The organism is Microlunatus soli, from assembly GCF_900105385.1.
Lineage (GTDB): Bacteria > Actinomycetota > Actinomycetes > Propionibacteriales > Propionibacteriaceae > Microlunatus > Microlunatus soli.
Genome location: NZ_LT629772.1, coordinates 5,373,943 through 5,400,043, shown reverse-complemented (window position 1 = coordinate 5,400,043; position 26,101 = coordinate 5,373,943). Strand labels below are relative to the sequence as shown.

The window sequence follows — 26,101 nt, the reverse complement described above, 5'->3', positions numbered from 1 at the left end:
CGTCATCATGGCCACCTCGCCCCCAAGGATATGGCGCCCAGCGCGGCGAGCACCGCCAGCGCCAGGCCGTAGCCGGCGAACCGGGAGGTGATCTCGCGATTGGCCTTGACGTAGCCGACCGAGGAGCCGATGTTCTCGTACACCTTCTTCAACTGCTCCGGACTGTCGGCGGAGAAGGTCTGGCCGCCACTGAGCTTGGCCAGCTCGGCCATCTGTTCCTTGTTGGGCGGCACGGTGTAGCGCTTGCCCTCCAGGTCGACGTAGCCGTTCTCGGTGCCGTAGGCGATGGTGTGGATCGGCACCTTGCGCTGCTTGGCCTTGGTCGCGGCCTGCTGCGGTGACTGTCCGGTGGTGTTCTCACCGTCGCTGAGCAACACGATCGCGCCGGGCGCGGTGGCCTTCGGGTTCTTCGGATCCTTGGGTGCCTGGCTGATCGCCCGCAGCGCGGCGTCGATGCCGTCACCGATCGCGGTCGACTCGGCCGGCTTGATCGCATCGATCGCCCGGTTGACGGCCTGATGATCAAGGGTCGGCGGGGACAGGATCGACACCGATCCCGCCATCGAGACCGCCGACACGTTGTACTTGGCCGGCAGCGAATCGACGAACTGCTTGGCCGCCGTCTTCGCGGCCTGCAGCCGGTTCGGCTTGACGTCGGTGGCTTCCATCGAGATCGACGAGTCGATCACCAGCACCACGGTGGCCCGTTCCCGCGGGACGTTGATCTCGTCCTGCGGCCGGGCGAAGGCGGCGGTCAGTGTGACCAGGCTGAGGATCGACAGCGCGACCGCCAGATGCCGTCGCCACTGCGACTGCTTGGGCATCACGACGTCCAGCATCGAGGTGTTGGTGAACCGCATCCCGCGCCGGTTCCGGAAGCGCATCGCCAGCACGTACGCCGCGACCAGGACCGGGATCGCCAGCCAGAGCAGCAGCCGGTTCGGATTCTGGAAGGAGAACAGCGGCGCCAGGAGCAGCGGGCTGATGACCAGCTCGTTCATTTGGCGACTCCCTGTGGCGGTGCGTGCAACATGCTGGCGACCCGGCGGTAGGCCAGGACGAAGCGGGCGATGTCCTGCACCCAGTCCCGATCGGTCCGCAGCTGGATGTGTCCCACACCAGCCCGACGCAGCGAGATCCGGATCCGTTCCCGCTGCGCGGCGCTGGCCGCGTCCATCCGGGCTCGAGCGGAACTGTCCCCGGTATTCACATAACGTTCGAAGTCGGTCTCGGGATCCCGGATCAGCATTTCGCCGACGTCGGGGAACTCGATCTCCCGTTTGTCCACGACTTCGACAGCGAGCACCTGGTTGCGGACCGCGAGCCGGCGCATGGCGCGTTCCCACTCCGGTTCGACGTTCGGATCGAGTTCGTGATCGCCAGGCGTCAGGAAGTCCGAGACCACCACCCGCAATCCGCGACGGCGCTGGGTCCGGGCGAGCTGGTCGATGCCCTGGGTGAGACTGTACGACCCGCGCGCGTGGTCGGGGACGAACGGTTCGCTGAGCATCTTGCGAAGCAGTCCGTACAACGCCGACCGGCCGGACCGGGCCGGCAGCCGGCGCATGCTGTCCGGCCGCATGATGTAGCCGCCGAACCGGTCGCCCTGCTTCTGGCTCAGGAAGCCGATGGTGGCGACGGCGGCGATCCCGAGGTCGCGTTTGGTGACGCCTTCGGTGCCCCAGTTCATCGACGGGGTGACGTCCAGCATCGCCCACACCTCGAGCTCGCGGTCGGCCATCGTGTCCCGCACGTACGGGACGGTGGTCCGGGCGGTCACGTTCCAGTCGATCTTGCGGACGTCGTCCTCACCGGGCCGGTAGATCCGGGCATCGTTGGTGTCGGTACCCGGTCCCGGCAGCAGACCGAGATGATCACCCTGCAGGAAGCCTTCCAGCCGCCGGACGATGGTCAACTCCAACCGACGCAGCGCCGCCTCGGGCGCCAGCTTGTTCAGCGGGATCGTCGGCTTGGACGGCATTCCGACGACCGAACCGACAGCTCCCGGCGCGTCCTCCGGCCGGACGAAGGCAGCCGGTCGTGCACCGTGGGCCGGTTGGCCGGTCGGCGGCGGGAAATCCGCTGGTGGTGGATACGACACGATGCTGACGGGTCCTCGGATCTTCTCGGTACGCGGGCAGGTCGGACGTCAGCGGTACGACGGCTGTTGCTGCGCCGGCGGCTGCGCACCGCGGCCGGAATTGTTGTTCCAGACCGGGGTCGGCGGCGGGACGACGGCCAGGATCCGTTCGATCACCTGGGCGGTGGACACGTTGTCGGCCACCGCGTCGAAGCCGAGCACGATCCGGTGCGACATCACGTCCTTGGCGACGGCCTGGACATCGGTCGGCAACACGTAGTCGCGGCCGTGGATCAGGGCCAGCGCACGGGAGGCCGCGACCAGACCGAGGGTGGCACGCGGCGAGCAACCGATCTGGATCACCGATTCCAGGTCGGTCAGGTTGAACTCGCTCGGCGTCCGGGTGGCCATCACCAGCCGGACGATGTACTCGGCGACCAGGTTGTGCACGAACACGTCCTGGGCCTGCTTCTGCAGCTCCCGGATCCGGTCCGGGTTGAGCACCGGGGTCGCGGTCGGCGGTTCGACACTCATCCGACGGAGGATCTCGAACTCCTCGTTGCCCCGCGGGTACGGAACGTCGACCTTGAGCAGGAAGCGGTCCCGCTGCGCTTCCGGCAGCGGGTAGACGCCTTCGGACTCGACCGGGTTCTGGGTGGCGATCACGATGAACGGCTTGGGCAGCGGGTTGGACTCGCCACCGATCGACACCTGACCCTCGGCCATCAGCTCCAACATCGCCGACTGCACCTTGGCCGGTGCACGGTTGATCTCGTCGGCGAGCACGAAGTTGACGAACACCGGGCCGAGCTCGATGTCGAACTTCTCCTGGCTCTGCCGGTAGATCCGGGTACCGACGATGTCGGAGGGCACCAGGTCGGGAGTGAACTGGATCCGGGAGAACGCGCCGCCGACCACGGTGGAGAAGCTGCGGACGGCCAACGTCTTGGCCACGCCGGGCACACCTTCGAGCAGGATGTGGCCCTTGGCCAAGAGTCCGACCATCAGCTGCTCGACCATGTGTTCCTGGCCGACGATGACCCGCTGGACCTGGCTGATCGCCTCGCGGAGCACGGTGGCGGCCTCGGCATTGGCACCGGTGGCCGGCGGTGCACCGCGGCCGTCGGCAGCCTGCCCGGGGAACTGTCCCGACCGTCCGGCCCCGGCCGGTGTCGCCGCCGAACGCGGCGGCAGCGGCTGATCCATGCCGTTGTTGCCGCCGCCCTGCCCGTGCACGCCAGCTTGACCCTGTACGGGAGGTTGACCCTGGACCGGTGGCTGGCCCTGGACCGGCGCCTGACCCTGACCAGGCGGCGGGTACTGCGCCTGCTGCCCGGCGGTCTCCCACCACTGCTGCTGCTCCGCCGGCCGCTGGCCCGGATTGCCCTGCTGGCCGTTCGGTGAACCGGAGTCGGCCGGCCTGCCGGAATGGCCACCTGGATGAGGGCTGCTCACGCGCTTCTCCTGTGCGTCGACTTAGCTGAACTGACGTGGTCAAGCCTGCCCGAACGAGTCCGATCATCGCGAATCATCACGAACCGGTCCGGTACGGCATGGTCCTGCGCCATTGTCGCAGACCATTCCATCATTCCCCCGGGCCAAACACGGCACACAGGGTCGCCCCACAGCCGCCGTAGCCCACCCGCGATCTCGGGCGGGAGCCAGGGAGCGGGCACAATGGGTCTTCCGGATCCCGAGCGGTTGTGTCCGCGGGGCCGGCAGGCCGCCGATGTGATGAGATGGGACCCGATGTCGAACCAGCCGCCCGATGCGCCGGGCCCACCGCCCGACCCGGACGCTTCGCCGTTCGATGACGGCCCGACCCGGGACGGCGCCTTCGACGACGACGCGGTCTACATCAGCCCCCTGTTGGCCGAGGACCCGCCCAAGATCGGCGACTTCTGGATCGACGGCCGGCTCGGCGCCGTACCGGCCGGGGTTGCTTTCACCGGACATGCCGATGCCCGCGCCGATCGCAACGACGGCGAGAGCACGCCGGTCATGGTGCTGCTGCTGTCGGAGGGCGCTGCTGCCGACGCGGCCGCCCGGGATCGGTTCTCCGGACTGATCAACGCGCTGCACATCGACACCGTCATCGCCCGCGGCGGTCACGGCCAGGACTCCGGCCGGCTGGGCCGCAAGTTCCGTAGCGAGGACGACGATCCGGTCGGGCCGGACGACAAGCTGGTGGCACCGTGGGCGGCGCTGGCCTACGACGGCAGCCCGGCCGCGGCGGCCGAAGCCGAGCGGATCCTGAACGAGGTGCAGCTCGGGTGGCTGCCCCAGCAGGGCAAGGCGTCGGGCCCCGACTATCGGCTGTACTGGATCGACCGGGTGAAGCCGGGGTTGTCCCGACTGTGGCCACTGCCTTGGCCGGGCCGATTCGACCGCGCGGGCTGGCGCACCATCCTGGTCTCCTGGCTGCTCACACTGCTGCTGGCGGCTCTGGCGGTGCTGATCGCGATCCTGATCTTCCGCAATCAGCCGCCGCAGGCGCCGCCCCCGCCGACCGGTGGGTCGGGCAGTCCGCCGCCGCAGTCCAGTTCGCCGTCGCCGCAGTCCGGCTCGCCGTCGCCGCAGTCCGGCTCGCCGTCGCCGCAGTCGGGTTCCCCGTCGCCGCAGTCGGGGTCCCCGTCGCCGCAGTCCGGCTCGCCGTCGCCGAGCAACAGCGGCTCCGGTGCACCCTCCGGTTCGCCGTCCATGTCCGGTTCGCCGTCCGGATCCCCGAGCCCGAGCGGAACCGCCTCCGGTGGTGGCGGCGAACCGACCGGTACAGGTTCCGCGGCGGGCAGCCCGTCGCCCCGGTCCAAGCTGTGAACGGGTCCAAGCTGTGAACGGGGTCGACACGCAGGTCTCGCCGACCGAGGCGACCGTGCCGCGACGACCGCGGCTGATCGTCTCCGACCTGGACGGGACGTTCCTGTCCCCCGACGGGACGGTCAGCCGACGGAACATCGCCGCTGTCCGGGCCGCCGAGGACGCCGGCATCCCGGTGGTCTTCGCCACCGGCAGGCCGATCCGTTACCTGGATCCGATCCGCGAGTTGCGACGGACCCACGCGACCGTGATCGCCAGCAACGGTGCGATGACCTACGACCTCGGTACCGACACGGTGCTGGCCACCCGGACCATCCCGGGCCGGCTGGCAGCCACCGCCATCGCCGAGCTGAGGGAGGCGATCGACGGTGTGGCATTCGGCGTCGACAGCGGCAGTCGCGCCGCCTACGAACCGGCCTACGTCGAGCAGCACGGAGCAGTCGAGTTCGCCGCCATCGTCGATCCCCATCGATCGGTGACCGAATTGCGGCCGCTGCTGGCCGACGGCGAGTTCGTCAAGCTGTTGGTGGTGCTGGCCAGCGGTGACGCCGACCAGCTCACCGACCGGGTCCGGGCGGTGCTCGGCGACCGGCTGACCGCCACCCACTCCTCACCGTCCCGGCCGCTGGTCGAGGTGTCCGCGGCCGGCGTCAGCAAGGCGGCAACGCTGGCCGCGCTGTGCGAGCAGCTCGGGATCACCGCCGATCAGGTAGCCGCGTTCGGCGACATGCCGAACGACCTGGAGATGCTGCGCTGGGTGGGGATGCCGTACGCGATGGGCCACGCCCATCCCGAGCTGCTCGGCTGCGGTGCGACCGTGATCGGCAGCAACACGGACTCCGCGGTCGGCGCCACGATCGAGGACTGGCTGTAGTTTCACTGTCTAGGGTGTGTCCGCCGCCCGGTGGCGTCGTCAGCAGCGTCCGGCGGCCGCGCCCGGCGGCGGAGGAGGAGGGAGTACGGGTGGATCCCCTTTCGGCTGACCGCGATGTCGGCTGCGTGCGTGCCGGACACGGCGCGACAGCCGCGACCCGACGGGACACCCGCTAGGCCATGGCTACCGTCAGCACCGGGCGACATCCCGAAGCAGAGCAGCCCAGTTCCGAGCAAACCCGGCCCGGCGGCGCCGGCGGCCGGCCCGGACCTCGATCGCACCCCTCCCCCAGCTCGCCGACGACGGGTGCCGACGCACCGGCGGGAACCCGACCCCGTCCCGGTCGGAGCCTGCTGTCCGGTCTACTGACCTGCCTGCTGCCGTGTCTGGCCTCGCTGTTCGTCGCCGGCAAGAGTTGGGGCGCCGGATTGATCCCGTGGAAGCCGCGGCAGGCCGACCTGGAGGTCTACCTGCGTGCCGGCCGTGCCCTGCTGAGCGGCGCGGACCCGTACCACCTGCCGGACTCGTTGCCCTTCCTGTACCCGCCGTTCGCCGCGATCCTGGCGGTCCCGATGACCTGGCTGCCGCACGGCTTGGTGCTGGCCGGTTGGGCGATCGGCATCGGTCTGAGCACGACGGCGATCCTGCATCGGCTAGGTCTGACCGGATGGCGGCTCAGCCTGGTCAGCGCGGCGACCGTCCTGGTCGTCGAACCGGTCAACCAGACCACCGCCTTCGGACAGCTGGGGGTCTTCCTGGTCGCGTTGGTGCTGCTGGATCTGGTCGCCGGTCCACGCGCCATCACAGTCCCGGCCCGGATCCGTCGCGGCCGCTGGCTGCCCGAAGGGGTGCTGGTCGGTCTGGCCACCGCGATCAAGCTGACGCCGGGCCTGTTCTTCGTGTACCTGTTGGCGATCCGACGATTTCGCGCCGCGGCCGTCTCGATCGCGACCATGATCATCTGTTGTGGACTGGCGCTGCTCGCCGCGCCGCGCACCTCGATCGACTTCTGGTCCCGGTTGTTGCACGGCGACAGCGGACTGGGCAGCAGCATCGTCTATCTGATCAACCAGTCGATCCTCGGGGCGAGCACCCGGATCCTCGGCTACAACACTGTCGGCAACGCGATCGGTCTGGCGCTGGCCGTGATCGCCGCCGCACTCGGCGTGATCGTCGGAGTCGTCTGGCACCGGCGCGGCGACGAGATGATGGCCGTCGTGCTGTGCGGCGTCGCCACCCTGCTCGCCTCGCCGGTGTCCTGGTCCCATCACTTCGTCTGGGTGATGCCGTTGGGATATCTGCTCGCGGTCCGGACCGGCTGGCCGGACTGGTTCCGGGTGCTCGGCTGGCTGTTCGTCGGCTGGGTCGTCGCGGCGCCGTACAAGTTCCTGCCCAGCGGCGATGACCTCGAACTGAAATACCGGTGGTGGCAGGAGATCTTCGGCGCCACCACGCCGGTGCTCGGTCTGGCGGTGCTGGTCGCGGCCTGGCTGGTGGGGCGTCGACGTCCCGCAGCACCGTCCGCCGACAGTGTCGCGGAGGTCGGCACCGATCGGTGACGGAGCACGCAGGATTGTCGTGAGCATTGTCATGCCGGGTGCGAGGGTTGATCGAAGATGATCTTGGCATGAAGACCAGATTCGCGCCGGTGATCATGCTCGCCGTGGTGTCCCCGCTGACCGCGGAGTTCCTGCTCGGCGACCAGTATCTGCAGGGATTTGCCCCTGCACCCGCGCAGATCGTGATGTTCCTCGCGTTCGTCGCGTTCTACGGGATGGCGGCAGTGCTGATCCGCGAGCTCGGCCGTCGGCTCCGGGTCGGCTGGCCGGGCCTGCTGCTGCTCGCGCTCGGCTACGGCATCGTCGAGGAGGGGCTGATCACCCAGACCCTGTTCAACCCGCACTATCTCGGCCTCGATCTGCTGGCGCCGGGCCATATCGACGCGCTCGGCATGGGGGCACCGTGGACGGTGTTCGTGATCAGTCTGCACGTGGTCTGGAGCATCGGTACACCGATCGCGATCACCGAAGCCTGGTACGGATCCCGGCGGCACGACGGCGACGGAGCACCGGACACCGGATCCTGGCTCGGCCCGGTCGGGATCGTGGTCTGCGCCCTCGTACTGCTGATCGGTGTCGCGGGCACCTTCGTCGAGAGCACACTGGCCTCGGCGACACCGTTCCTGGCACAACCGGCCCAACTGATCGGCGCCGCCGTGGCCGCGGCGGCCGCCGTGCTGGGCGCGATCGCCTTGCGGGGCAGGGATCACAGCGTGCTGGACGGATCCCCGACGGCCAGCGTCTCCGGCGGCCCGACGCTCCGGCAGGTCCTTCTCGGCGCCCTGTTCGGGGTGCTGGCGACCAGCATCTTCCACGCTGCCGACAAGCTGCCGGACCGGCTGGGCTGGGTCAGTTTCGCCGTCATGCTGGTGGTCTGGCTGATCGCACTGTTGATCATGTCGCGCTGGCGACCGGCGCCGTTCGGTGTCGCGACCGGAGCCGTCCTCAGCTACGCCTGGGTCGGGATGCTGCCGGCAATCCGGACCGGCACGGTCGGCGCGGTCATCGAGCAGAGCGTCCTGATCATCGGCTATCTGGTGTTGCTCAGCTGGATCATCCGCCGGCTCGGCCGTGATCGGGCACGACCCGCTTCGTATCGTGCCGCAGGCGAGCGGCCAGCCCGTCGATGAAGATCTCCAGTCCGATGATGAACGCCTCGTCCAGGTCGGTGTCCTGGGGTACGTCCTGCTCCTCCGGCAGCGCACCGGCCTGTCGCAATTGATCATGGGCCTGGACCTCGGCGGCGTGACCCAGCACGAAGTGGGTCAGGGCGGCCGCCGCAGCCCGGCTGGGCGCCGTGGCCAGGCCGGACCGGTCCAAGATCTTGATCATGGACTCCAACGGTTCGCCGGAACCGGGATGCAGGGCGTAGCCCGCGGCCACCAGCTCGGCACCGTCGCGATGGGCGAGCAGCGCGTCGCGGAATCCGGTGCACAGTGCCGTCAACTGCTGTTGCCACCGCTTCGGGTCGTCCGACGCCACCCCGGTGACGGCCGGCCCACTGGCGATCCGGTCCGCCATCGCGGCCAGCAGGGTCTGCTTGTTGGCGAAATGCCAGTACAGCCCGCCGGCCTGGACGCCGAGTTCGGCCGCGAGCCGGCGCATCGTCAGATCGCCGAGGCCGTAACGGTCCAGGATCGCGAAAGCTCCGTCCAACACCGATTCCCGGGACAGCCGCATGATTTGACGGTAGCGCACTTCGTCGCTAACTTGAACATCGTTCATGTTGAACGTCGTTCAAGTCGGGAGGGTCGTCCATGTCGTGGTCTCCGCTGCCCTCCGAACTGCCCTCCGACGATCTGACCCCGCCAGGCTCCGCGCCCTCGATCCGGCTCAGCGGGGTCGGCGTCCGGCGCGATGACATCCCGGTCCTGAGCGACGTCGACCTGATCCTGGACGATCATCGGATCGCGATCATCGGCGCCAACGGGTCGGGCAAGAGCACACTGGTCCGACTGCTCAACGCCCTGGTGCTACCGACCGTCGGTCAGGTCACCGTCGACGGCGAGTCGACGGCCAAGGCAGCCCGCCGGATCCGTCGCCGCATCGGGTTCGTCTTCCAGAATCCCGACAACCAGGTGGTGATGCCGATCGTCGCCGACGATCTGGCGTTCGGTTGCCGCAACATCGGCATCCCGCGTGCCGAGATCGGCGACCGGGTGCGGCAGATCCTGGATGCGCTCGGGCTCGGCCGGCTGCATGATCGCGAAACCCACACCCTGAGCGGCGGCGAACGTCAGCTGGTCGCCCTGGCGGCGGTGTTGATCATGGAGCCGTCGGTGATCATCTTCGATGAGCCCACCACCATGTTGGATCTGCGCAATCGCCGTCGACTGCAGGAACACATCGATCGACTTCCGCAACGCGCGATCATGGTCAGCCATGACCTCGACCTGGTGCAGAGCTATCCGCGGGTGATCGTGCTCGACCAGGGCCGGGTCAGCTACGACGGCGCCCCGGAGGCGGCGATCGCGCACTACCGTGAGTTGAGCCGATGAACGTCGCGACGATGAACGCCAACAGCCTGCTGGCACCGGTGCCGACCGCGGTGAAGTTCGGCGTCCTGTTCGTCGCCGGCATCGGGCTGTATCTGATCACCGCGCCGATCGTGCTCGGCGCCCTGCTGACCCTCGCCGTGATCGCGCTGCTGCTGACCCGGGCCCCGGCACGTCGGTTGGCGCGGACCGTTGCCGGTGTGCTGATCATCATCGGCGTCGTCGTCCTGTTGACCGGGTTGGGCACCGGCTGGCAGCCGGCCCTGGTCACCGGCCTGCGACTGCTGACGCTGTGCCTGCTGGCCTATGCGGTCAGCCTGAGCACGACGTTCTCGGCAATGCTGGACTTCTTCGATCGACTGCTTGCGCCGACCGCACGGTTCGGGTTGGATCCCGGCCGGATCAGCCTGGCGCTGGCGCTGACCGTGCGGTTCATCCCGCAGATCCGGGATACCTATCAGCAGGTCCGCGAGGCACAACAGGCCCGCGGCCTGCAGAGCCGTCCGCTGGCAACCGTGGTGCCGCTGCTTGTCCGTACGCTGCAGTCGGCGGAACAGATCGCCGACGCGATCGACGCCCGCTGCTACGACAGCCGCGGCCGATGAACACTTCCCACCCACCGCCGGTGCCCCTACCGCACCCGGCCGACAATGCGAGGGACCCGACGATGTCGACCACTGACCTGCAGCCCGAGCGCGCCACGACGACCCGGAGCACGGTCCTGGTGGCCGTCTTCGCTGCCCTGATCGCGGCAATGGGCCTGGTGCCGCCGATCACCATCGGCGTGCTGCCGGTGCCGATCACGCTGCAGACCCTCGGCGTGATGCTCGCCGGTGCGATGCTCGGCTCGGTCCGCGGCATGCTCGCCGCGGTGATCGTCGTCGTGCTGTCCTTGGCCGGCCTGCCGGTGTTGGCCGGCGGCCGCGGCGGCCTCGGCGTGCTGGTCGGGCCCACCGGTGGCTACCTGATCGGCTGGATCCCCGGTGCCGGCCTGACCGGACTGCTGGTCCAGCGATGGGCGATCCGGATCGGCCGCCCCGCACTGCGCTTCACCGCCGTTCTTGCCGCGGCGATCATCGGCGGCATCGGTGCGATCTATCTGATCGGCGTGCCGTGGACCAGCGTCGTCACCGGCCTGCCGCTGACGACGTCGATCCTCGGGTCGCTGATCTTCGTACCCGGCGATCTGATCAAGGCAGTGCTGGCCGCCCTTGCCGCGGTCACCGTGCACCGCAGTTATCGCGGGCTGCTGCCGCAGGGCCGGCGCGCCGGTCGGCGCTGATCGCGCCGACCACTTCGGAGCGGCAGAATGGCCCGATGCGGGAGCTGACCGACACCGACGAGTTCGTCGAGCTGATCGACGGCGACCTGCTCTGTGCCCTTGTGGCGCAGGGCTTCACGGGCGCCAGCCGGGCCTGGGCGAGCGATGACGGACGAGCCATCGCCGCCTCCTGCCCGGACCTGGCCCGTCGGGACCGGTTGGCCGTCCACGGGTCGATCGCCGCTGCCGTCGGCCTGGTCGGTCTGGTCCTGGAGGAGGTCGGCCCGAGCTTTCGCCCGATCGGTGACCGGCGACTGATCCACAGCCTGGCCGACATGATCGAGTTGACATCCGGACAGAGCTTGCGGACCAGCAGCGAATTCGGCTGGATGGAGCGCCGAGAACCGCTGCCCGACAACACGACCGCCGCCCACTGGCTCCGGCAGTCGGAGGAGAACGAGATCGGCGACCTCCTCGCGCTCGCCGCACCGACCTCCGACGCCCAGCCCGGTGATCCCGGGGTCGACGGCTGGGCCGGGATCCGTGATGATCATGGTCGACTGGTCGCGGTCGCCGCCTTGGCCTGGTCCGCGCCGACGGTCGGATATCTGTGCGGCGTCGCCACCCACCCCGACGCCCGAGGACGCGGCCTTGCCCGTCAGGTCTGCACCCTGGTCGCCGGCGACGCGATCGTCACCCGCGGAGCGGTCGGCCTGATGGTGGACGACGACAACACCGCCGCGATCGGGCTCTACCGCAGCCTCGGCCTGAGCTACCGTCCGATCTCGGCCGCCTACGTTCACAACGGACTCTGACCCGCGGGCCCAGCAACGCGTCCACGCGACTCGTGGCGGCGGCTTCCATGTCGGACGGCCGAAGGAGGATCTGGCGGCCGCGATGAGCTTCCTGGTCAGCGTCGAGGACAAGGTGACCGAGACGGCGCGAGAAAAGTTCGAGTGGCTGCGCGATCAGGTCGAGCTCGAGCGGCTTCCGTCGATCCTCAACCTGCGACCATTGTGGCTGGAATGCCTCGGCTTCCGGATGTCGGTCAACGACGGCCGGACCCCGTTGTTGAACGAGGGCTGGATGCAGCCGGCCGGCCTCGAGTTCACCGAACGCCTGGCGGCGCAGGCACGCCGAAGCGTGTAACGACGCCGGATCGGACAGGGTGCGGGTGCAGCTGCGGGTCGGTGGCACCCCTAGTCGCGGGATTGCGGGAGCTTGACCGCACCCTTCTTGGTGACCGGGTTGGACGGTGGCGGGACCACGGGGCCGATGTCACCGTCCGGGGCCGTGTCCAGATCGACGATCACCGGGGCATGATCACTCGGGCCCTTTCCCTTGCGGGCTTGGCGATCCACCCAGGCTGCCCGGACCCGTTCACTGATCGGAGCGCCGGCCAGCACCAGATCGATCCGCATCCCGAGATCGCGATGGAACATCCCGGCCCGGTAGTCCCAGTAGCTGAAGACGCGTTCGGTGGGCCAGCGATCGCGGACCACATCGTGCAACCCGGTCGCCATCAGCGTGGCCAACGCCGCGCGCTCGGGCTCTGTCACGTGGGTCTGACCGATATAGGCGGCCGGGTCGTAGACGTCGGCGTCGGCGGGAGCGATGTTCATGTCGCCGCAGACCACCACCTCCGGCCCTTCGGCGGCGACCTGATCACGCAGCGCCGCCAGCCACGCCAACTTGTACCGATAGTGATCGGAATCGGGCTCGCGGCCGTTGGGCACGTACAACGAATGCACCCGGACCCCGTTGCAGGTGGCGGCCACTGCCCGCGCCTCGGGGTGCGGAAATCCGGGTGCACCGGGAATGCCGAGCTCGATGTCGGACAGCCCGACCTTGGAGAGCACCGCGACGCCGTTCCACTGCGCCTCGCCGTGCACCGCCGCCTGGTAGCCACGCTGCTCCAGCTCGGCCCCCAGCAGTCCGGTGAAGCCGAGATCGTCCAGTTTGAGTTCCTGCAGACACACCACGTCAGGCTGCCGCTGGTCCAACCAGGGCAGGAATCGCGGCATCCGTTGCTTGATCGAATTCACATTCCAGGTGGCGATCCTCACACCGTCACCGTACCGGCCTGCGGGAGGCCTGCATCGCTCGCGGTTAGAGTGCCACGACAAAGGTTCTGTGACAGACGTGTCGCGACGCTGACGATGGCGGGGAATGATGGCGGTGTGCAGATGAAGGCACGGCTGGTCGATGTGGCCAAAGAAGCGGGTGTCTCCCCCAAGACGGTCTCCAACTACCTCAACGGCTACCCGTTCATGTCGGAGAAGACGATCAGCAGGGTGCGTCGCGCGGTCGAGAAACTCGACTACACACCGAACCGGTCCGCCCAGACGTTGCGGACCGGCAAGATGGGCATCATCGGGCTCGCGGTTCCCAATCTCCGGGCGCCGTACTTCGCCGGACTGGCCGCCGAGATCACCGATGCCGCCGAGGAGCGCGGCTACACGCTGCTGATCGACCAGACCGGAGCCGATCTGGAACGCGAGCGGCGGGCCGTCCGCGGCGTCGGGCCACAGGCCCTCGACGGGCTGATCGTCTCCACCCTCAAACTGACCGCCGAGGACGTGGCCGCGGCTCAGGACGCGATGCCGGTGGTGGTGCTGGGCGAATGGGCGCGTCCGGCCGGAGTCCCCTACGTCGGGGTCGACAACGTCGCGGCCGCGATGGCGGCCACGGAGCATCTGCTGGCGATGGGCCGCCGCCGGATCGCGGCAATCGGCCGGATCGGTGACCAGCCGGCCGGCACCTGGGGTGTCCGGATCACCGGCTACCGGCAGGCCCTGTCGGCCGCAGGACTGGATGCCGACCCTCGGCTGGAACCGCAGATCCGGGACTTCCACTTCGACCAGGGTGCGGCGGCCATGCAGCAGTTGCTCGACCTGGACACACCGCCGGACGCGGTCTTCTGTTTCTCCGACATGTTGGCGATCGGAGCCTTGTCGGTGTTGCACCGGCGCGGCGTATCGGTTCCGGACGAGATGGCCGTGATCGGCTGGGACGACACGGTCGAGGCCCAGTACTGTTGGCCGCCGCTGACCAGCGTCCGAGCCGACACGACCGTGGTCGCCCGGACTGCCGTGGACTATCTGATCAAGCAGATCGATCGGTCACCGATAGAACGGACCGACTTCTACGTCGACTACCAGATCGTGCAGCGCCGCAGCACCCTCCCCAGCTGACGTCCACTGCTCGGAGCGCCCCTGTCGGTGCCGGCTGTCGTCCCCTACGATGCATTTCTACAACGTGGTAGATCCGCCGATCGGAGTTCTCTTTGACCGCCCCCACGCTCGCCCGCCCGCCTCGCCGCGGCACCCGCGGGCTCCGCATCCGGCGTACCGAATTCTGGGTGTATCTGTTCCTGCTGCCGACGATCGTGCTGTACGGACTGTTCACCGTGTACCCGATCATCGGCAGCTACTGGTACTCCTTCCTGGACTGGAACGGCTTCGATGCCGTCAAGGACTTCATCGGCCTGGCCAACTACGCCGAGGCGATCCACGATCCGCTGTTCTGGAACGCGTTCAAGGTGACGGTGCTGTTCACCGTCGTCGCGGTGCCGCTGAAGGTGATCGGCGCGTTCGCTCTGGCGATGGTCCTGAACTCGCCGCGGATGCCGTGGCGAGGGTTCTTCCGGACCGCCTTCTTCCTGCCGGTGGTGACCACCACCGCGATCGTCGGCATCGTGATGCAGTTCGTCTTCGACCCGGCCAGTGGTCCGGTCAACCTGGTGTTGATCAAGCTCGGCCTGGTTGACCAGGGGGTCAATTTCCTGGGCAGTTCGAAGACGGCACTGTGGACAGTGATCGCTGTCTTCACCTGGAAATGGCTCGGTCAAACCCTGATCTACTGGCTGGCCGCACTGCAGACCATTCCCCGTGAGTTGTACGAGGCGGCGGCGATCGACGGTGCGTCGTCGTCCAAGATCACCTGGCATGTCACGTTGCCGCTGCTGAAGCCGTTCACGATCATCATCACGCTGCTGACGATCGAGTCCACGTTGCACGTCTTCGACCTGATGCTGACGATGACCGGCGGCGGACCGTTCTACTCCACCCAAGTGTTGGAGATCTTCATCTACGAGCAGGCCTTCACCTCCACGGTCCCCCGGCTCGGCTATGCGTCCGCGGCGGCGGTGTTGTTCGGTCTGTTCGTCTTCCTGATCGGTCTGCTGCAGCTGATCGGCATCCGCGCCGCACAGAAGGCCCGCCAATGATGACCGCGATCCACGAGCGATCCGAACAGACACAGCGGGCGGCGCGCAAGAGCCGGTGGTTCCGCCGGATCCCGGTGTGGCTCGGGACCTTGGTGCTGCTGGGCCTCGCCGCGATCTGGATCTATCCGTTCCTGTGGATGCTGTCGGCAGCGTTGAAGGATCCGATCGAGGTGTTCAGCGCCGGGCTCGATCTGCTGCCCAAGGACTTCCGCTGGGACAACTTCCGCCGCGCCTGGGTCGACGCGCATTTCGGCCAGTATCTGCTGAACACCGTGCTGGTCACCATCGCGACGGTGATCATCGTCGTGGTACGGACCGCGATGGCCGGCTACGTACTGGCCCGCTACGCCTTCTACGGTCGCAAGGTGGTGCTCGCCATCCTGGTCGCGACCCTTTTCGTACCGGCCGGCTACACGATCATCCCGGTTGTCGATCTTGCTGCCCGACTGCATCTGCTGAACTCGATCGCCGGTATGGTGATCGCCCTGTCCGGCGGCGCGCACGTCGCCTCCATCCTGTTGTATCTGGGCTACTTCCACCGGCTACCGCGAGAGCTGGAGGAGGCCGCGATCATGGACGGCGCCGGCTTCCTGCGGACCTTCTTCTCGGTGATGCTGCCGCTGGCCGGACCGGTGACCGCGACCGTCACGCTGATGACCTTCATGGCCACCTGGAACGCCTTCTTCCTGCCGCTGGTCTTCACCTTCAGCCGACCGGATCTGCGGACCCTGTCGGTCGGCATGTTGGCCTTCGTCGGCGAGAACTCGACCGACTGGTCGGGGATGGCCGCAGCGGCGACCATCTCGCTGCTCCCGGTCGTCACCCTCTTCATCCTGTTGCAGCGCTATTTCGTCGAGGGAATCGCCGGAGCCGTGAAGTCATGATCATCAACGCTGCCCCGCACCCCTCACCAGGAGACCCGAGATGACCGGACCCACACCACACATCCTCGGCCGCCGTGCCCTGCTCGGCGGCGCCGCCGGGCTGGCAGCTGCCGGCCTGGTCGGCTGTTCCGACGGCGGGCCAACCGGACCGGGCACCCTCCCCGGCGGCGCCGGCAAGAACGGCGGCAAGGGTCAGAACGGCGGCAAGGGCGCGATCACCTGGTGGGATCACAACGTCAATCTGCAGAAGGCGAACGGCGCCGCCTACGACGCGTTCACCAAGGAGTCCGGCATCGGCGTTGACTACACCTACGTGCAGACCGCCAAGCTCGGGCAGACACTGCAGTTGGCCAAGCAGAGCAAGCAACTTCCCAACATCCACAGCACCGCCGGGCTCGAGCTGAGCATCCCCGCACTGATCGCCGACGGCTGGTTCCAGCCGATCGAATGGGAGCAGGACGTCCGGGACCGGTTCGGTGACGACGGGCTGGTCGACGGCCTGCATGTCTTCGACGACAAGATCTACAGCTTTCCGATCTTCGCCGACAAGCAGTATGTCGCCGCGCAGTGGTACAACAAGTCCTTCATCGACAAGGCCGGCATCGGACAGCCCCCGACCGACTACGACGAGTTCCGCGACGCCTGCCGCAAGGTGATGGCGGCCAACGAGGGCAGCTTCGGTTTCATCTTCGCGCTCGGCCACACCGGGCGGCTCAGCGAGCAGGTGAACGCAATGGCCCAGGCTGCAGGATTCGAGGGTCTGGACGGCACTTTGTTCCGCACCGGTGAGGTCGCCTACCACGACCAGGCCTACCTCGCGGTGATCGAATTCCTGCGATCGCTGCAGACCGACAAGCTGGTCTTTCCCGGTGCGTCCAGCCTGGATGATCAGACCGCCCGGGCCCGCTGGGCGGCCGGTGCCGCCGGCTATTACATGGACGGACCGTGGTGCTCGGGGACGGTGCAGACCGAGATGCCGCAGTTCCTGACATCGCTCGACGTCGGACCGATGCTGGTGCCCGACGCGTCCCACGAGCTGGTCGCCTACCGGGGCCGGCAGGGCGGCAACTACTACGTCAGCTCGGCCGCCGAGCAGGGTGACGCCTGCAGCCGGCTGCTGTCCTACCTGCCCGGCGAGAAGTACAACATCGCGATCGCCGACGCGATGGCGCAGCCGCCCTACGATCTGACCGCGATCGAGAAGTCCAAGGCGATCGAGCCGTGGCGACGGCTGATCGCGTCCTACCAGGACTGTGTCTTTATCGCTCCGCAGGCCACTCTGCAGAACGCCGACGTGCAGCAGGTCGCCCGTCATTCCAAGGACATCAAGCCCGGTCTCGGCGAGATCGTGCAGGGCGTCTTCTCCGGTGACGTCACCGATGTCCGGGGCGCGCTGAAGAAGCTCAGCGACGCGACCGCCGCGGACCGTGAGCAGGCGATCGCCAAGGCGAAGGCGGCCGGCGCCTCGGTCTCGGCGGATTCCTATGCGTTCGGCTCCTGGAAGCCGCGCACCGACTTCACCAGCTCGATGTATTCCCGCTGATCAATTCCCCATGTCAGGCCAGTGCCGCACCCAGCAGTGAGCCGGCGATCCGGGAATGCAGGTCTCGCTCGACGGTGGCGTGTCGATCGTCACCGGCGATCGAGCCGATCTCGTCGGGATCGGCGTCCCGGTCGAACATCTCGGTGAACTCCTGGCCCTGATGCTGGATGGAGACCAGCTTGTGGCGCCGGTCGGAGACGACGCTCATCCGCTCCCCCTCACTGAGCACGAACGGGTGTCCTCGATCGGGTGCGGTGAGTGCTACGCCGTCCACCTCGGGACGGTCTCCGCCCGCGGCACCGACGAAGGTCGGATAGAGATCGATCAGACTGACCAGGTCATCGCTGCGGGTGCCGGCGGCCCGGCCGCCGGGCCGGCGCATGATCAGCGGCACCTTGAGGACATCGTCGTAGAAGCAGTGCCCCTTGCCCCACATCCCATGATTGCCGAGCATCTCGCCGTGGTCCGGGGTGAAGATGATCATCACGTTGTCGCCGAACCTGTCGGCCAGGCTCTGCCGGATGGCGCCGATCTGATCATCGATCAATGCGACGTTGGCGAAGTAGTGCTGCCGCAATCGCCGCCAGTAGTCGTCGGTGTACCGATCGTTGCGACCGCTCTCGATCCATTGCGGCGGCGCCGCGTGCAGACTTCGGTAGTGGATCCGCTGCGGGTCCTCCAACTCACCGAAGGTCCGCGGCTCCCCCATCGCGTCCAGGTCTACCCGATCCAGATACTCCTGCGGCGGATCGAACGGGAAATGCGGGCCGCTGATCGAGATCCAGAAGAACTGCGGCGTCTGCTGGTCGGCTGCCGCGATCCGTTCGCAGGCCTTGCGGCCGACCCAGGCGTCGGGATGCCATTCGGCCGGCCCGGGAAAGGTGAAGACCTTGGCGGCTTCGGAATCCCAGACCGCATCCCGATAGGCCTGCAGATGGCCGGCCGCGTCGAGATCGGCTGCGTAGTCGTCGCGGAACCAGACCGACACCTGTTTGTCGTCCTGCAGGTCGAGGTCGTCGATGCCGAGGCTGAGGTAGTAGTCCCGGAAATCCTGGTACGGCTGCGTTTCGTCCGGTCGGGTCCGGCCGTAGGGCACCGGTGCGTAGTGGCATTTGCCGACATGGGTGACGTGGTAGCCCAACCCGCTCAACGTGTTGTAGAGGTTCGGATCGGACGGCGACAGCCGGACGTCGCGGAAGTTGCTGTAGGCCCGATGCCGGTGCGGATAGCAGCCCGTCATCATCGACGACCGGCTCGGCAGGCAGTACGGGCTGGCGGTGTAGGCCTGATCGAACACCGTCGATTCGGCAGCCAGCGCATCGAGGTGCGGTGTCGCCACGGCCCGCCCGCCGAAGCATCCGAGGGCGTCGGCCCGCAATTGATCCGTGGTGATCAATACCAGTGTCGGTCGATCCATGACACCCTTTCTACAACGATGTAGAGTCCGCTGTGAAGTGCCTCGTCAATGACTGGACAGGAGCCGCAGTGCCGCCCGCTTCCCAGACCCGTGCGCGACGCCCGAACGTCGTGTTGATCATGGCCGACGACATGGGTTTCTCCGATCTCGGCTGCTACGGATCGGAGATCCGCACCCCACATCTGGACCGACTCGCCGCCGACGGCGTCGCGATGTCGCAGTTCTACAACACCGCGCGGTGTTCGCCGGCCCGGGCCTCGCTGCTGACCGGACTGCACCCGCACCAGACCGGCATCGGCGTGCTCACCCACGACGACGGGCCACAGGGCTACCCGGGAACGATCAACCAGCGCTGCGTCACGATCGCTGAAATCCTGCGTGCGCAGGGCTACCGGACCGCGATGCGCGGCAAATGGCACCTCACCGGCAAGGTCCATGAGCCGCATGACGCCTGGCCGACCCGGCGCGGGTTCGACGACTTCTATGGCATCCTCGCCGGCGCCGGCAGCTACTACCAGCCCGTCACACTGACCCGTGGTGAAGAACCCGCAGAGATCGGCGAGGACTTCTACTTCACCAGCGTGCTCGGCGACGAGGCCGCCTCCTTCATCACCCAGCACGCGGCCCACGGCGACCGGGGAGCTGCCGGCGCCGTTGATCATGACGATCCGTTCTTCCTGTATCTGCCGTTCACCGCACCGCACTGGCCGCTGCATGCTCCGGAGGAGATCGTCGAGCACTACCGTGGCGCCTTCGACGACGGATGGGACGTCCTGCGTGAACGCCGCCGACAACGGCTGATCGACGCCGGCATCATCACCGACGCCTGGCCGCTGTCGGAGCGCGACGAGGAGGTGGTCGCCTGGGACGAGGTCGCTGATCAGGAATGGCAGACCCGCCGGATGGAGGTCTACGCCGCACAGGTGGAGTTACTCGATGCGGCCGTCGGGAGGGTTGTCGACGCGCTGACCGAGACCGGGCAACTGGACAACACCCTGATCATGTTCCTGTCCGACAACGGCGGCTGCGCCGAGGAGTTCGCCCCCGGCTGGGTCGACGAACTCCCGCACCCGCCGTTACACACCCCGTTGCGGACGGCGGACGGCGAGCGGGTCCGTCGGGGCAACGATCCGAGCGTCGAGCCGGGCGGGCCGGCCACCTTCGCCTCCTACGGCAAACCCTGGGCCAACCTGTCCAACACCCCGTTCCGGGAGTACAAGCACTGGGTGCACGAGGGTGGCATCGCGACGCCGTTCATCGCACACTGGCCGGCCGGTGGTCTGCGATCAGGCATCGACCACGACCCGCACCAGCTGCCCGACGTGCTGGCCACCGTCCTGGAAGCCACCGGTGTCGACTATCCCGCGGAGTATCCCGGCCGCGACCTGCTGCCGCCGGAGGGAACCTCGATGCTGGGTTCCTGGCGCGGGACGCCGACTCCGCAACGCCCGCTCTTCTTCGAGCACGAAGGCAATGCCGCCGTCCGCGCGGGTCGCTGGAAGCTGGTCCGCAAGCACGGTCTGGACTGGGAGCTCTACGATCTGGACCGGGACCGTACCGAGCTCGATGATCTTGCCGGACGGCATCCGGATCGGGTCGCGGTGATGGCCCGCTGTTGGCAGGACTGGGCCGACCGCTGCCAGGTGAAGCCTCGCGATCAGGTGCTGGCGGCGACCGGCGGCGACCGTCCGTTGCTGGTGGTCAAGGACTTCGTCTCGAGTCGGCGTCGATGACCGGTGCCGCGCCGGGACGTCCCAACGTGCTGGTGATCATGAGTGACGAGCAGTCCTGGAACACCATGGGCTGTACGCACAACCCCGCTGCCCGGACCCCGCATCTGGACTCGCTGGCCGGACGAGGTCGGGTGTTCGACGGGATGTACACCCCGTTTCCGTTGTGCTGTCCGTCCCGGACCAGCCTGATGACCGGGCTGATGCCGCGCCATCATCACGTCCTCGGCAACTGGCGCGGGATCCGTCCCGACCTCGCCGACCGCGGGCTCGGCCGTTGGTTCGCCGACGCCGGGTACCACACGTTCTACGTCGGCAAGTGGCATCTGCCGGGCAGCACTCCGGCACGAATGGGATTTGCTGCCCAGGCGGCGATCCCGGCCGTGTTGGACGGCAAGGATCGTGGGCGCTACATCCCCGCCTACCGGGACTACGCCCGGGCCAACGGCTTCCGGCTGCTGCCCGACCACATCGAGAACGTGACGGCCGAGGACGTCGCCGGGCTGCGGGATCCGGCCGGTCCGCATCGGACGACGGCGTCCATCCCGTTGGAGCACTACCTCGAGCCGTGGCAGACCCGACAGTTCGCCGACGTGCTCCACGGCTCCCCCACCGACCGGCCGTGGTTCGGCTACTGCTCGTTCAATGCGCCGCACTTCCCGATGGTGGTGCCGCGGCCGTACGACACGATCATCGACCGGTCGGCGATCGAGCTACCGGCCAGCTGGCAGCGGGGCTTCGACGATCTGCCCAAGGAGGTACGTCGCTCACATTTCGCCCGGCGTTTCGTCGATCTGGACGAGGACGGCTGGCGGGAGGTGATCGCCCACTATTACGGCATGATCAGCATGGTCGACGACCAGGTCGGGGTGATCGTCGAGCTGCTCCGACGGCGCGGCGAGTTGGAAAACACGATCATCGTCTTCACCTCCGACCACGGCGATATGATGGGCGCCCATCGGCTGATGGAGAAGGGACACCTGCTGCACTACGAGGAGTCGGTGCACATCCCGTTGATCATCACCCATCCTGATGGCCTGAGCGGTCGGGACTCCGCGCTGCATACCATGCCGGACCTCTCGCCGACCCTGCTCGATCTGGCCGGGATCGCTACCCCGGCTGGCATCGACGGCATCAGTTTCGCCGACGAAGGGTCCGGTCGGGACGCCGTGATCACCGAATCCGTGCTCTGGGACCGAAACTCCGAGGACGCCCACGGCGAGCATCGCGACCCGGCAGGATTCCGACTCGGCCCGGACACCATCAATCTCTCGATCCGGGACCATGATCATCGCTACATCTACCGCAGCGACGACGTCGACGAGCTCTACGACCACCGCAGCGATCCGGCCGAGCTGAACAACATCGCCGGGCAGTGCCCGGAGCTGGTCGCCATCGACCGGGAACGGCTCGCAGCGGAGGTCGGCGACGTCTTTCCTCAGGTGGCCGAGCAACTGCGCACAGCGTCCGGACACCCCCTCTCCCGGAAGGCACCGTCATGATCTTCGAGCAACGCCGCCACTCCTTGCCGATGTTGGCGTTGATCATCGTCCTGCTCGCCGTCGGAACGGCCGCCGTCGGCATGCCCCGGACGGCCAGTGCCGGCCCGACGGTGCCGCAGCCGGTGTACAACCCGACCAGCTTCGAGGCAGCCGATCCCGGCGTCGCGACCGACGGCGATCAGTTCAAGATCCTCAGCACCGGCGGTCTGGCCCGGACCGCGTCCGCTCCGACGCCGCAGGGCCGCTGGCGCACCGGTGGCAATGCCCTGACCCGGTGGCCGGCGTGGGCGTCCGGGACCGGCGCGGTCTGGGCGCCGGACCTCGTGCAGACCGAAGGCGCCTGGGTGCTCTACTACGCCCTGATCGCCCGAGACTTCGGTGGCCAGCGCTGCATCGGGACCGCGATCGCCGAGACGATCGACGGTCCGTTCACACCGGCGGACCGGCCGCTGATCTGTCCGGTACTCGACGGTGAGGATCCGGCAGCCGACCGCCCGGTCGCCGGCTCCGGTGTGATCGATCCGTCCCCCTTCGTCGACACCGACGGGACGCGCTATCTGCTCTACAAGACCCAGAAGGCCCCGGGCACCATCCGGATGGTGCAACTGTCCGAGGACGGTCGACACGTCGCGGGCTCGGCCAGCGCAGAGTTGATCAGACATGACGACAGCATCGAAAACCCGGTGCTGGTGAAGCGGGGCGATCAGTATCTGCTGTTCGCGTCAGCCAACTGGTACGACCAATGTCGCTATGCCACGGTCTGGCGCCGTTCCTCCGACCCGTGGTCCTTCGCCGACAAGGCCGAGCAGGTGCTGCTCGATCAGGCGAACACCGGACTGTGCGGGCCGGGCGGTGCCGACGTGACCGCCAGCAACGGATCGGGCGAGGACGCAGACGTCGACCGGTTGATCCTGCACGGCTGGGTCTGTGGCGGCGCCACCACGCCCTGTGCCGGTGCTGGTCAGGTCACCGATCCGACCAAACGGCGGGTCGTCTATGCCGCGGTCCTCACCTGGGGCGACGACGGCGCGACGCCGGCGGTCCCGCGATTCCTTCGCCCGCTCCGGACCTGAGCATTCGCGGTCGGCCCACCGATCACCGATCGAGCGGTTCGGGCAACGTCAGCGCCGAGTGCGCCGGCCTGATCGTCGAATGAGGCATGCTGGTGATGGTTCGGAGCCGGGCGTTGCGTTGCTCCAATGCCTGCTGGGTGGTTGGGAAGAGCGTTGCCTCACCGGTGTCGACCAGTGCCTGGTTCATGGCTACGAACTCTCTGGTACCGGTCTCGTAGCGGGCGAACGCGGCGGTGTGATCGGAGTTCGTCGCCAGCGCATGGGCGAGCATGTAGGCGCCGACCAAGGCCAGGCTGGAGCCTTGGCCGGTCAGGAACGAGGGAGCGAACGCCGCGTCGCCGACGAGGGACACCCGACCGTGCGACCAGTTCGGCATCCGGATCTGTCCGACGCTGTCGGCGAACAGGTCGTCGGCCTCGTTCATGGCCGTGATGATGCGAGGTACCTCCCAGCCCGCATCGGCGAAGATGCCCGCCGCCAGTTCTCGCTGTGCTGCCGGATCCTTCCACCTTCCCCGTGGCTGCTGCGGTTGATGGAAATTGAGGAAGGCGTGCACGGCGTCGCTGTGCCCGCCGGTGGCGTACAGGGCAGCGGCCCTGCCGGGCGTGTTCCACATCATCAGCTCGTGGGAGAGCTGAAGGATGTTCGGCATGGTGAACACGACGAAGCGGTAACCGAGATAGCGATCGAACCGCTCCTCCGGACCGAACACCGACGACCTGGTACGGGAGTGCATGCCGTCCGCGCCGACAACCAGATCGAAGATTCGACGGGAGCCGCTGCGAAACGTGATCCGGACCTCATCGTCAGACTGGTCGAGGGTGTCGATGGAGTCCTCGAAGAGGAATTCCACCTCGTCACGGACTGTCGAGTAGAGGGCATCGGTCAGGTCGCCGCGCCGCACTTCGAGATCTTGACCCGCCGCGCTGCCGGCCACGGCCGCGGGGTTGGCCACAACCACCTCGCTGCCATCGGCTTGCAGGAACGTGAACTGCCGTGAGGCGATGTCGACGTCCTGGAGTCGCGGCAGGATTCCCATCCGTCTGACCACCTCGATCGCAGTCCCGCGAACGTCGATCGGATAGCCGCCGGCGCGCGGCGCGTCGGCCTTCTCGACCACCGTGACCCTGAATCCGTACCGGTGTAGCCAGTAGGCCAGGGCAGGTCCGGCGATACTGGCGCCGGAGATCAGCACCGTACGGTTTGCGTTGTTCTGCACAGATGTCATGCCTGGGTTCCCTTCTTCATGTGACGAACTGCGAGCAGCGAGAGCACGGCGATCGCGCCGGCGATGGCGAATCCCGTGACGAAAGCCGATTCGGCCGGCACTCCCGAAGTCGGATCACCTCCGGCGGAGAGGATCGAGCCGGCGACCTGACCGCCGACGACGGCACCGACCAACCGGATCATCACCAACAGACTGGTGGCGATGCCGGTGTCCTTGGCCTCGACCGCGGTGGCGGTGTTGGCGAGCAGGGCCGTGGTGGCCAGCCCGCCGACGAAGGCAGCCAGGGCCCGCAGCACGGCAAGCTGCCAGACCGAGTCGTGCAGCAGCGCCAGAGCGACCAGGACGGCCGCGGTGGCGATCACGGCAACGGTCAGTACCGGGCGCGGCCCGAATCGTCGGACGGCCACGCCACCGACCGAGCCGGCCAGGACGCCGGCAATGGACGCGGGCAACATCAGCAGTCCGATCTCACTGGTCCCGAGCCCGAAGCCGTAGCCGGTTGCGGAGACTTCGAACATCTTGGGGACCAGTGTCTGCAGCATCGCCGAGATCGCGGCGACGCCGACAGTGAGCACAGCCGCACTCCAGATGGCCGGCGCGGCCAACATCCGCAGCTCGACCATGGGCGCGACCGCCCGACGTTCGACCACCACCCAAGCGACAGCGAGGCCGGCCACGATCAGCACGGAGGCACCGACGGCGAGCAGCGGAACGCCGCCGCCGATCAGCAACAGCAGGGCGAGCATCAGTGCCAGCAGGGTGGCACTCAACAGCGCTACTCCGAGCCAGTCGATCGGGGTGTCCTGCTCGCTCGGTGGATCGTTCGGCATCAGTCGGAGGACCACCGCCGTCGCGGCGACGATCACGATCGTGGGTGCGGCGAAGATCCAATGCCAGGAGAGGCCTTCGGCCAACGGCCCGGCGATCAGCGTGCCGATCACTCCTCCGGCGGTGAACAGCGCGCTGACCACCCCGATCGCCACCTGCGTCTGTCCCGGCGGGAAATTCTTGCGGACCAGGATGAATGACAGCGGCAAGGCTCCGACCATCGCGCCCTGCAGTGTTTGACCCGCCAACAGCACCGGCAGGTTCGGGGCCAAGCTGGAGACCACGCCACCGGCCGAGACCAGCGCCATCAGCACCAGCAGCACCCGTTTGCCGCCGTACCGATCACCGAGTTTGCCCGCAATCGGGGCGACGATCGCGCCGGTGATCAGCAGGGTGCTGACGATCAGCGCCGCGCCGGCCGAATCGACCCCCAGCTCTCGCTCCAGCAGCGGGCGGGCCGGGTCGACGACCGTTTGCAGGGTGCCGAGCGCGAGCGCCAGCAGGCCGAGCGCACCGATCGCGGGCCGTGCGATGCGAACGGGGGAAACCAGGGTCTCGGACATAGCGGCCTTCTCCATGATT

24 protein-coding genes are annotated in these 26,101 nt (G+C 67.9%); 16 read left to right on the top strand and 8 right to left on the bottom strand.

Going from position 1 to position 26,101, the window contains the following annotated elements; all coding sequences use genetic code 11:
- Nucleotides 1-5 precede the first annotated feature (5 nt).
- The 3 genes from BLU38_RS24730 to BLU38_RS24720 all read right to left on the bottom strand — a co-directional run bounded on the left by BLU38_RS24730 (nucleotide 6) and on the right by BLU38_RS24720 (nucleotide 3,274).
- Nucleotides 6-1,001 carry a VWA domain-containing protein gene (locus BLU38_RS24730; RefSeq protein ID WP_091528501.1) on the bottom strand — a complete coding sequence of 332 codons (996 nt, stop codon included), beginning with the start codon at nucleotides 999-1,001 and terminating at the stop codon, nucleotides 6-8.
- The gene (locus BLU38_RS24725) at nucleotides 998-1,981 is read right to left on the bottom strand and encodes a DUF58 domain-containing protein (RefSeq protein WP_091533096.1); all 984 of its coding nucleotides are present in this window, start codon (nucleotides 1,979-1,981) and stop codon (nucleotides 998-1,000) included. The genes BLU38_RS24730 and BLU38_RS24725 overlap by 4 nt, the downstream gene beginning before the upstream one ends.
- A 168-nt stretch (nucleotides 1,982-2,149) precedes the next feature.
- Nucleotides 2,150-3,274 carry an AAA family ATPase gene (locus BLU38_RS24720; protein WP_407939720.1) on the bottom strand — a complete coding sequence of 375 codons (1,125 nt, stop codon included), beginning with the start codon at nucleotides 3,272-3,274 and terminating at the stop codon, nucleotides 2,150-2,152.
- Between the two features lie 807 nt (nucleotides 3,275-4,081).
- Between BLU38_RS24720 and BLU38_RS24715 the strand changes: the two genes are divergently transcribed.
- The 4 genes from BLU38_RS24715 to BLU38_RS24700 all read left to right on the top strand — a co-directional run bounded on the left by BLU38_RS24715 (nucleotide 4,082) and on the right by BLU38_RS24700 (nucleotide 8,460).
- Entirely contained in the window at nucleotides 4,082-4,897 is an 816-nt protein-coding gene (locus tag BLU38_RS24715; RefSeq protein WP_331715087.1) for a hypothetical protein, read from the top strand.
- Nucleotides 4,898-4,910: 13 nt separating this feature from the next.
- Nucleotides 4,911-5,771 carry an HAD family hydrolase gene (locus BLU38_RS24710; protein WP_157683690.1) on the top strand — a complete coding sequence of 287 codons (861 nt, stop codon included), beginning with the start codon at nucleotides 4,911-4,913 and terminating at the stop codon, nucleotides 5,769-5,771.
- 179 nt (nucleotides 5,772-5,950) lie between these two features.
- A complete protein-coding gene (locus BLU38_RS24705) occupies nucleotides 5,951-7,330 on the top strand; it encodes a glycosyltransferase 87 family protein (RefSeq protein ID WP_091528495.1) in 1,380 nt (459 codons plus the stop codon).
- Between the two features lie 68 nt (nucleotides 7,331-7,398).
- On the top strand, nucleotides 7,399-8,460 hold the full coding sequence (locus BLU38_RS24700; RefSeq protein ID WP_091528492.1) for a hypothetical protein: 1,062 nt from the start codon (nucleotides 7,399-7,401) through the stop codon (nucleotides 8,458-8,460).
- Here the strand turns inward: BLU38_RS24700 and BLU38_RS24695 are convergent.
- Nucleotides 8,384-9,010 (bottom strand): TetR/AcrR family transcriptional regulator C-terminal domain-containing protein, encoded by a 627-nt coding sequence (locus BLU38_RS24695; protein ID WP_091528489.1) that lies wholly within the window; start codon nucleotides 9,008-9,010, stop codon nucleotides 8,384-8,386. The two genes, BLU38_RS24700 and BLU38_RS24695, sit on opposite strands and share 77 nt — an antisense overlap.
- 77 nt (nucleotides 9,011-9,087) lie before the next feature.
- On the opposite strand from BLU38_RS24695, the gene BLU38_RS24690 reads away from it, so the two are divergent.
- The 5 genes from BLU38_RS24690 (at nucleotide 9,088) to BLU38_RS24670 (ending at nucleotide 12,235) form a co-directional block, all read left to right on the top strand.
- Nucleotides 9,088-9,828: an energy-coupling factor ABC transporter ATP-binding protein gene (locus BLU38_RS24690; RefSeq protein ID WP_091528486.1), complete on the top strand. Its 741-nt coding sequence runs from the start codon at nucleotides 9,088-9,090 to the stop codon at nucleotides 9,826-9,828.
- Between the two features lie 11 nt (nucleotides 9,829-9,839).
- Nucleotides 9,840-10,430, top strand: coding sequence for an energy-coupling factor transporter transmembrane component T family protein (locus BLU38_RS24685; protein WP_172836214.1), 591 nt, complete (start codon nucleotides 9,840-9,842; stop codon nucleotides 10,428-10,430).
- A 62-nt stretch (nucleotides 10,431-10,492) separates the two neighbouring features.
- On the top strand, nucleotides 10,493-11,107 hold the full coding sequence (locus BLU38_RS24680) for a biotin transporter BioY (RefSeq protein ID WP_091528481.1): 615 nt from the start codon (nucleotides 10,493-10,495) through the stop codon (nucleotides 11,105-11,107).
- Between the two features lie 35 nt (nucleotides 11,108-11,142).
- Nucleotides 11,143-11,901 carry a GNAT family N-acetyltransferase gene (locus BLU38_RS24675; RefSeq protein ID WP_091528479.1) on the top strand — a complete coding sequence of 253 codons (759 nt, stop codon included), beginning with the start codon at nucleotides 11,143-11,145 and terminating at the stop codon, nucleotides 11,899-11,901.
- Between the two features lie 82 nt (nucleotides 11,902-11,983).
- Nucleotides 11,984-12,235, top strand: a complete 252-nt coding sequence (locus BLU38_RS24670; protein WP_091528476.1) for a hypothetical protein — start codon at nucleotides 11,984-11,986, stop codon at nucleotides 12,233-12,235.
- A 50-nt stretch (nucleotides 12,236-12,285) separates the two neighbouring features.
- Here BLU38_RS24670 and BLU38_RS24665 read toward each other — a convergent pair whose 3' ends face one another.
- Nucleotides 12,286-13,152 carry an exodeoxyribonuclease III gene (locus BLU38_RS24665; RefSeq protein WP_231920024.1) on the bottom strand — a complete coding sequence of 289 codons (867 nt, stop codon included), beginning with the start codon at nucleotides 13,150-13,152 and terminating at the stop codon, nucleotides 12,286-12,288.
- Between the two features lie 120 nt (nucleotides 13,153-13,272).
- On the opposite strand from BLU38_RS24665, the gene BLU38_RS24660 reads away from it, so the two are divergent.
- The 4 genes from BLU38_RS24660 to BLU38_RS24645 all read left to right on the top strand — a co-directional run bounded on the left by BLU38_RS24660 (nucleotide 13,273) and on the right by BLU38_RS24645 (nucleotide 17,741).
- Complete coding sequence (locus BLU38_RS24660) at nucleotides 13,273-14,280, top strand: LacI family DNA-binding transcriptional regulator (protein ID WP_231920437.1); 1,008 nt, start codon at nucleotides 13,273-13,275, stop codon at nucleotides 14,278-14,280.
- Nucleotides 14,281-14,372: 92 nt separating this feature from the next.
- Nucleotides 14,373-15,314 (top strand): carbohydrate ABC transporter permease, encoded by a 942-nt coding sequence (locus BLU38_RS24655; RefSeq protein WP_197679850.1) that lies wholly within the window; start codon nucleotides 14,373-14,375, stop codon nucleotides 15,312-15,314.
- The gene (locus BLU38_RS24650; RefSeq protein WP_231920023.1) at nucleotides 15,311-16,198 is read left to right on the top strand and encodes a carbohydrate ABC transporter permease; all 888 of its coding nucleotides are present in this window, start codon (nucleotides 15,311-15,313) and stop codon (nucleotides 16,196-16,198) included. Before BLU38_RS24655 ends, BLU38_RS24650 begins: the two co-directional genes overlap by 4 nt.
- A 40-nt stretch (nucleotides 16,199-16,238) precedes the next feature.
- On the top strand, nucleotides 16,239-17,741 hold the full coding sequence (locus tag BLU38_RS24645; protein ID WP_091528465.1) for an ABC transporter substrate-binding protein: 1,503 nt from the start codon (nucleotides 16,239-16,241) through the stop codon (nucleotides 17,739-17,741).
- Between the two features lie 13 nt (nucleotides 17,742-17,754).
- Here BLU38_RS24645 and BLU38_RS24640 read toward each other — a convergent pair whose 3' ends face one another.
- The gene (locus BLU38_RS24640; RefSeq protein WP_091528463.1) at nucleotides 17,755-19,158 is read right to left on the bottom strand and encodes a sulfatase-like hydrolase/transferase; all 1,404 of its coding nucleotides are present in this window, start codon (nucleotides 19,156-19,158) and stop codon (nucleotides 17,755-17,757) included.
- Nucleotides 19,159-19,226: 68 nt separating this feature from the next.
- Between BLU38_RS24640 and BLU38_RS24635 the strand changes: the two genes are divergently transcribed.
- Genes BLU38_RS24635 through BLU38_RS24625 form a run of 3 tightly spaced genes read left to right on the top strand, consistent with a single transcriptional unit; the run spans nucleotide 19,227 to nucleotide 23,463 of the window.
- Nucleotides 19,227-20,891, top strand: coding sequence for an arylsulfatase (locus BLU38_RS24635; protein WP_197679849.1), 1,665 nt, complete (start codon nucleotides 19,227-19,229; stop codon nucleotides 20,889-20,891).
- Nucleotides 20,888-22,390, top strand: coding sequence for a sulfatase family protein (locus tag BLU38_RS24630; RefSeq protein WP_091528457.1), 1,503 nt, complete (start codon nucleotides 20,888-20,890; stop codon nucleotides 22,388-22,390). The genes BLU38_RS24635 and BLU38_RS24630 overlap by 4 nt, the downstream gene beginning before the upstream one ends.
- Nucleotides 22,387-23,463, top strand: coding sequence for a glycoside hydrolase family 43 protein (locus BLU38_RS24625; RefSeq protein WP_091528454.1), 1,077 nt, complete (start codon nucleotides 22,387-22,389; stop codon nucleotides 23,461-23,463). Before BLU38_RS24630 ends, BLU38_RS24625 begins: the two co-directional genes overlap by 4 nt.
- A gap of 22 nt (nucleotides 23,464-23,485) precedes the next feature.
- Here the strand turns inward: BLU38_RS24625 and BLU38_RS24620 are convergent, their stop codons facing one another.
- Together BLU38_RS24620 and BLU38_RS24615 are read right to left on the bottom strand one after the other, a co-directional pair.
- The gene (locus tag BLU38_RS24620) at nucleotides 23,486-24,691 is read right to left on the bottom strand and encodes an FAD-dependent monooxygenase (RefSeq protein WP_091528451.1); all 1,206 of its coding nucleotides are present in this window, start codon (nucleotides 24,689-24,691) and stop codon (nucleotides 23,486-23,488) included.
- Nucleotides 24,688-26,082 carry an MFS transporter gene (locus BLU38_RS24615; protein WP_091528448.1) on the bottom strand — a complete coding sequence of 465 codons (1,395 nt, stop codon included), beginning with the start codon at nucleotides 26,080-26,082 and terminating at the stop codon, nucleotides 24,688-24,690. The genes BLU38_RS24620 and BLU38_RS24615 overlap by 4 nt, the downstream gene beginning before the upstream one ends.
- Nucleotides 26,083-26,101 lie beyond the last annotated feature (19 nt).

Coding starts and splice junctions, on each gene's coding strand:
- BLU38_RS24730 (WP_091528501.1), bottom strand. CDS start 1,001: ATGAACGAGCTGGTCATCAGCCCGCTGCTCCTGGCGCCGCTGTTCTCC.
- BLU38_RS24725 (WP_091533096.1), bottom strand. CDS start 1,981: ATGCCGTCCAAGCCGACGATCCCGCTGAACAAGCTGGCGCCCGAGGCG.
- BLU38_RS24715 (WP_331715087.1), top strand. CDS start 4,082: ATGGTGCTGCTGCTGTCGGAGGGCGCTGCTGCCGACGCGGCCGCCCGG.
- BLU38_RS24705 (WP_091528495.1), top strand. CDS start 5,951: ATGGCTACCGTCAGCACCGGGCGACATCCCGAAGCAGAGCAGCCCAGT.
- BLU38_RS24700 (WP_091528492.1), top strand. CDS start 7,399: ATGAAGACCAGATTCGCGCCGGTGATCATGCTCGCCGTGGTGTCCCCG.
- BLU38_RS24695 (WP_091528489.1), bottom strand. CDS start 9,010: ATGCGGCTGTCCCGGGAATCGGTGTTGGACGGAGCTTTCGCGATCCTG.
- BLU38_RS24690 (WP_091528486.1), top strand. CDS start 9,088: ATGTCGTGGTCTCCGCTGCCCTCCGAACTGCCCTCCGACGATCTGACC.
- BLU38_RS24685 (WP_172836214.1), top strand. CDS start 9,840: ATGAACGCCAACAGCCTGCTGGCACCGGTGCCGACCGCGGTGAAGTTC.
- BLU38_RS24680 (WP_091528481.1), top strand. CDS start 10,493: ATGTCGACCACTGACCTGCAGCCCGAGCGCGCCACGACGACCCGGAGC.
- BLU38_RS24675 (WP_091528479.1), top strand. CDS start 11,143: ATGCGGGAGCTGACCGACACCGACGAGTTCGTCGAGCTGATCGACGGC.
- BLU38_RS24670 (WP_091528476.1), top strand. CDS start 11,984: ATGAGCTTCCTGGTCAGCGTCGAGGACAAGGTGACCGAGACGGCGCGA.
- BLU38_RS24660 (WP_231920437.1), top strand. CDS start 13,273: ATGAAGGCACGGCTGGTCGATGTGGCCAAAGAAGCGGGTGTCTCCCCC.
- BLU38_RS24650 (WP_231920023.1), top strand. CDS start 15,311: ATGATGACCGCGATCCACGAGCGATCCGAACAGACACAGCGGGCGGCG.
- BLU38_RS24645 (WP_091528465.1), top strand. CDS start 16,239: ATGACCGGACCCACACCACACATCCTCGGCCGCCGTGCCCTGCTCGGC.
- BLU38_RS24640 (WP_091528463.1), bottom strand. CDS start 19,158: ATGGATCGACCGACACTGGTATTGATCACCACGGATCAATTGCGGGCC.
- BLU38_RS24630 (WP_091528457.1), top strand. CDS start 20,888: ATGACCGGTGCCGCGCCGGGACGTCCCAACGTGCTGGTGATCATGAGT.
- BLU38_RS24625 (WP_091528454.1), top strand. CDS start 22,387: ATGATCTTCGAGCAACGCCGCCACTCCTTGCCGATGTTGGCGTTGATC.
- BLU38_RS24620 (WP_091528451.1), bottom strand. CDS start 24,691: ATGACATCTGTGCAGAACAACGCAAACCGTACGGTGCTGATCTCCGGC.
- BLU38_RS24615 (WP_091528448.1), bottom strand. CDS start 26,082: ATGTCCGAGACCCTGGTTTCCCCCGTTCGCATCGCACGGCCCGCGATC.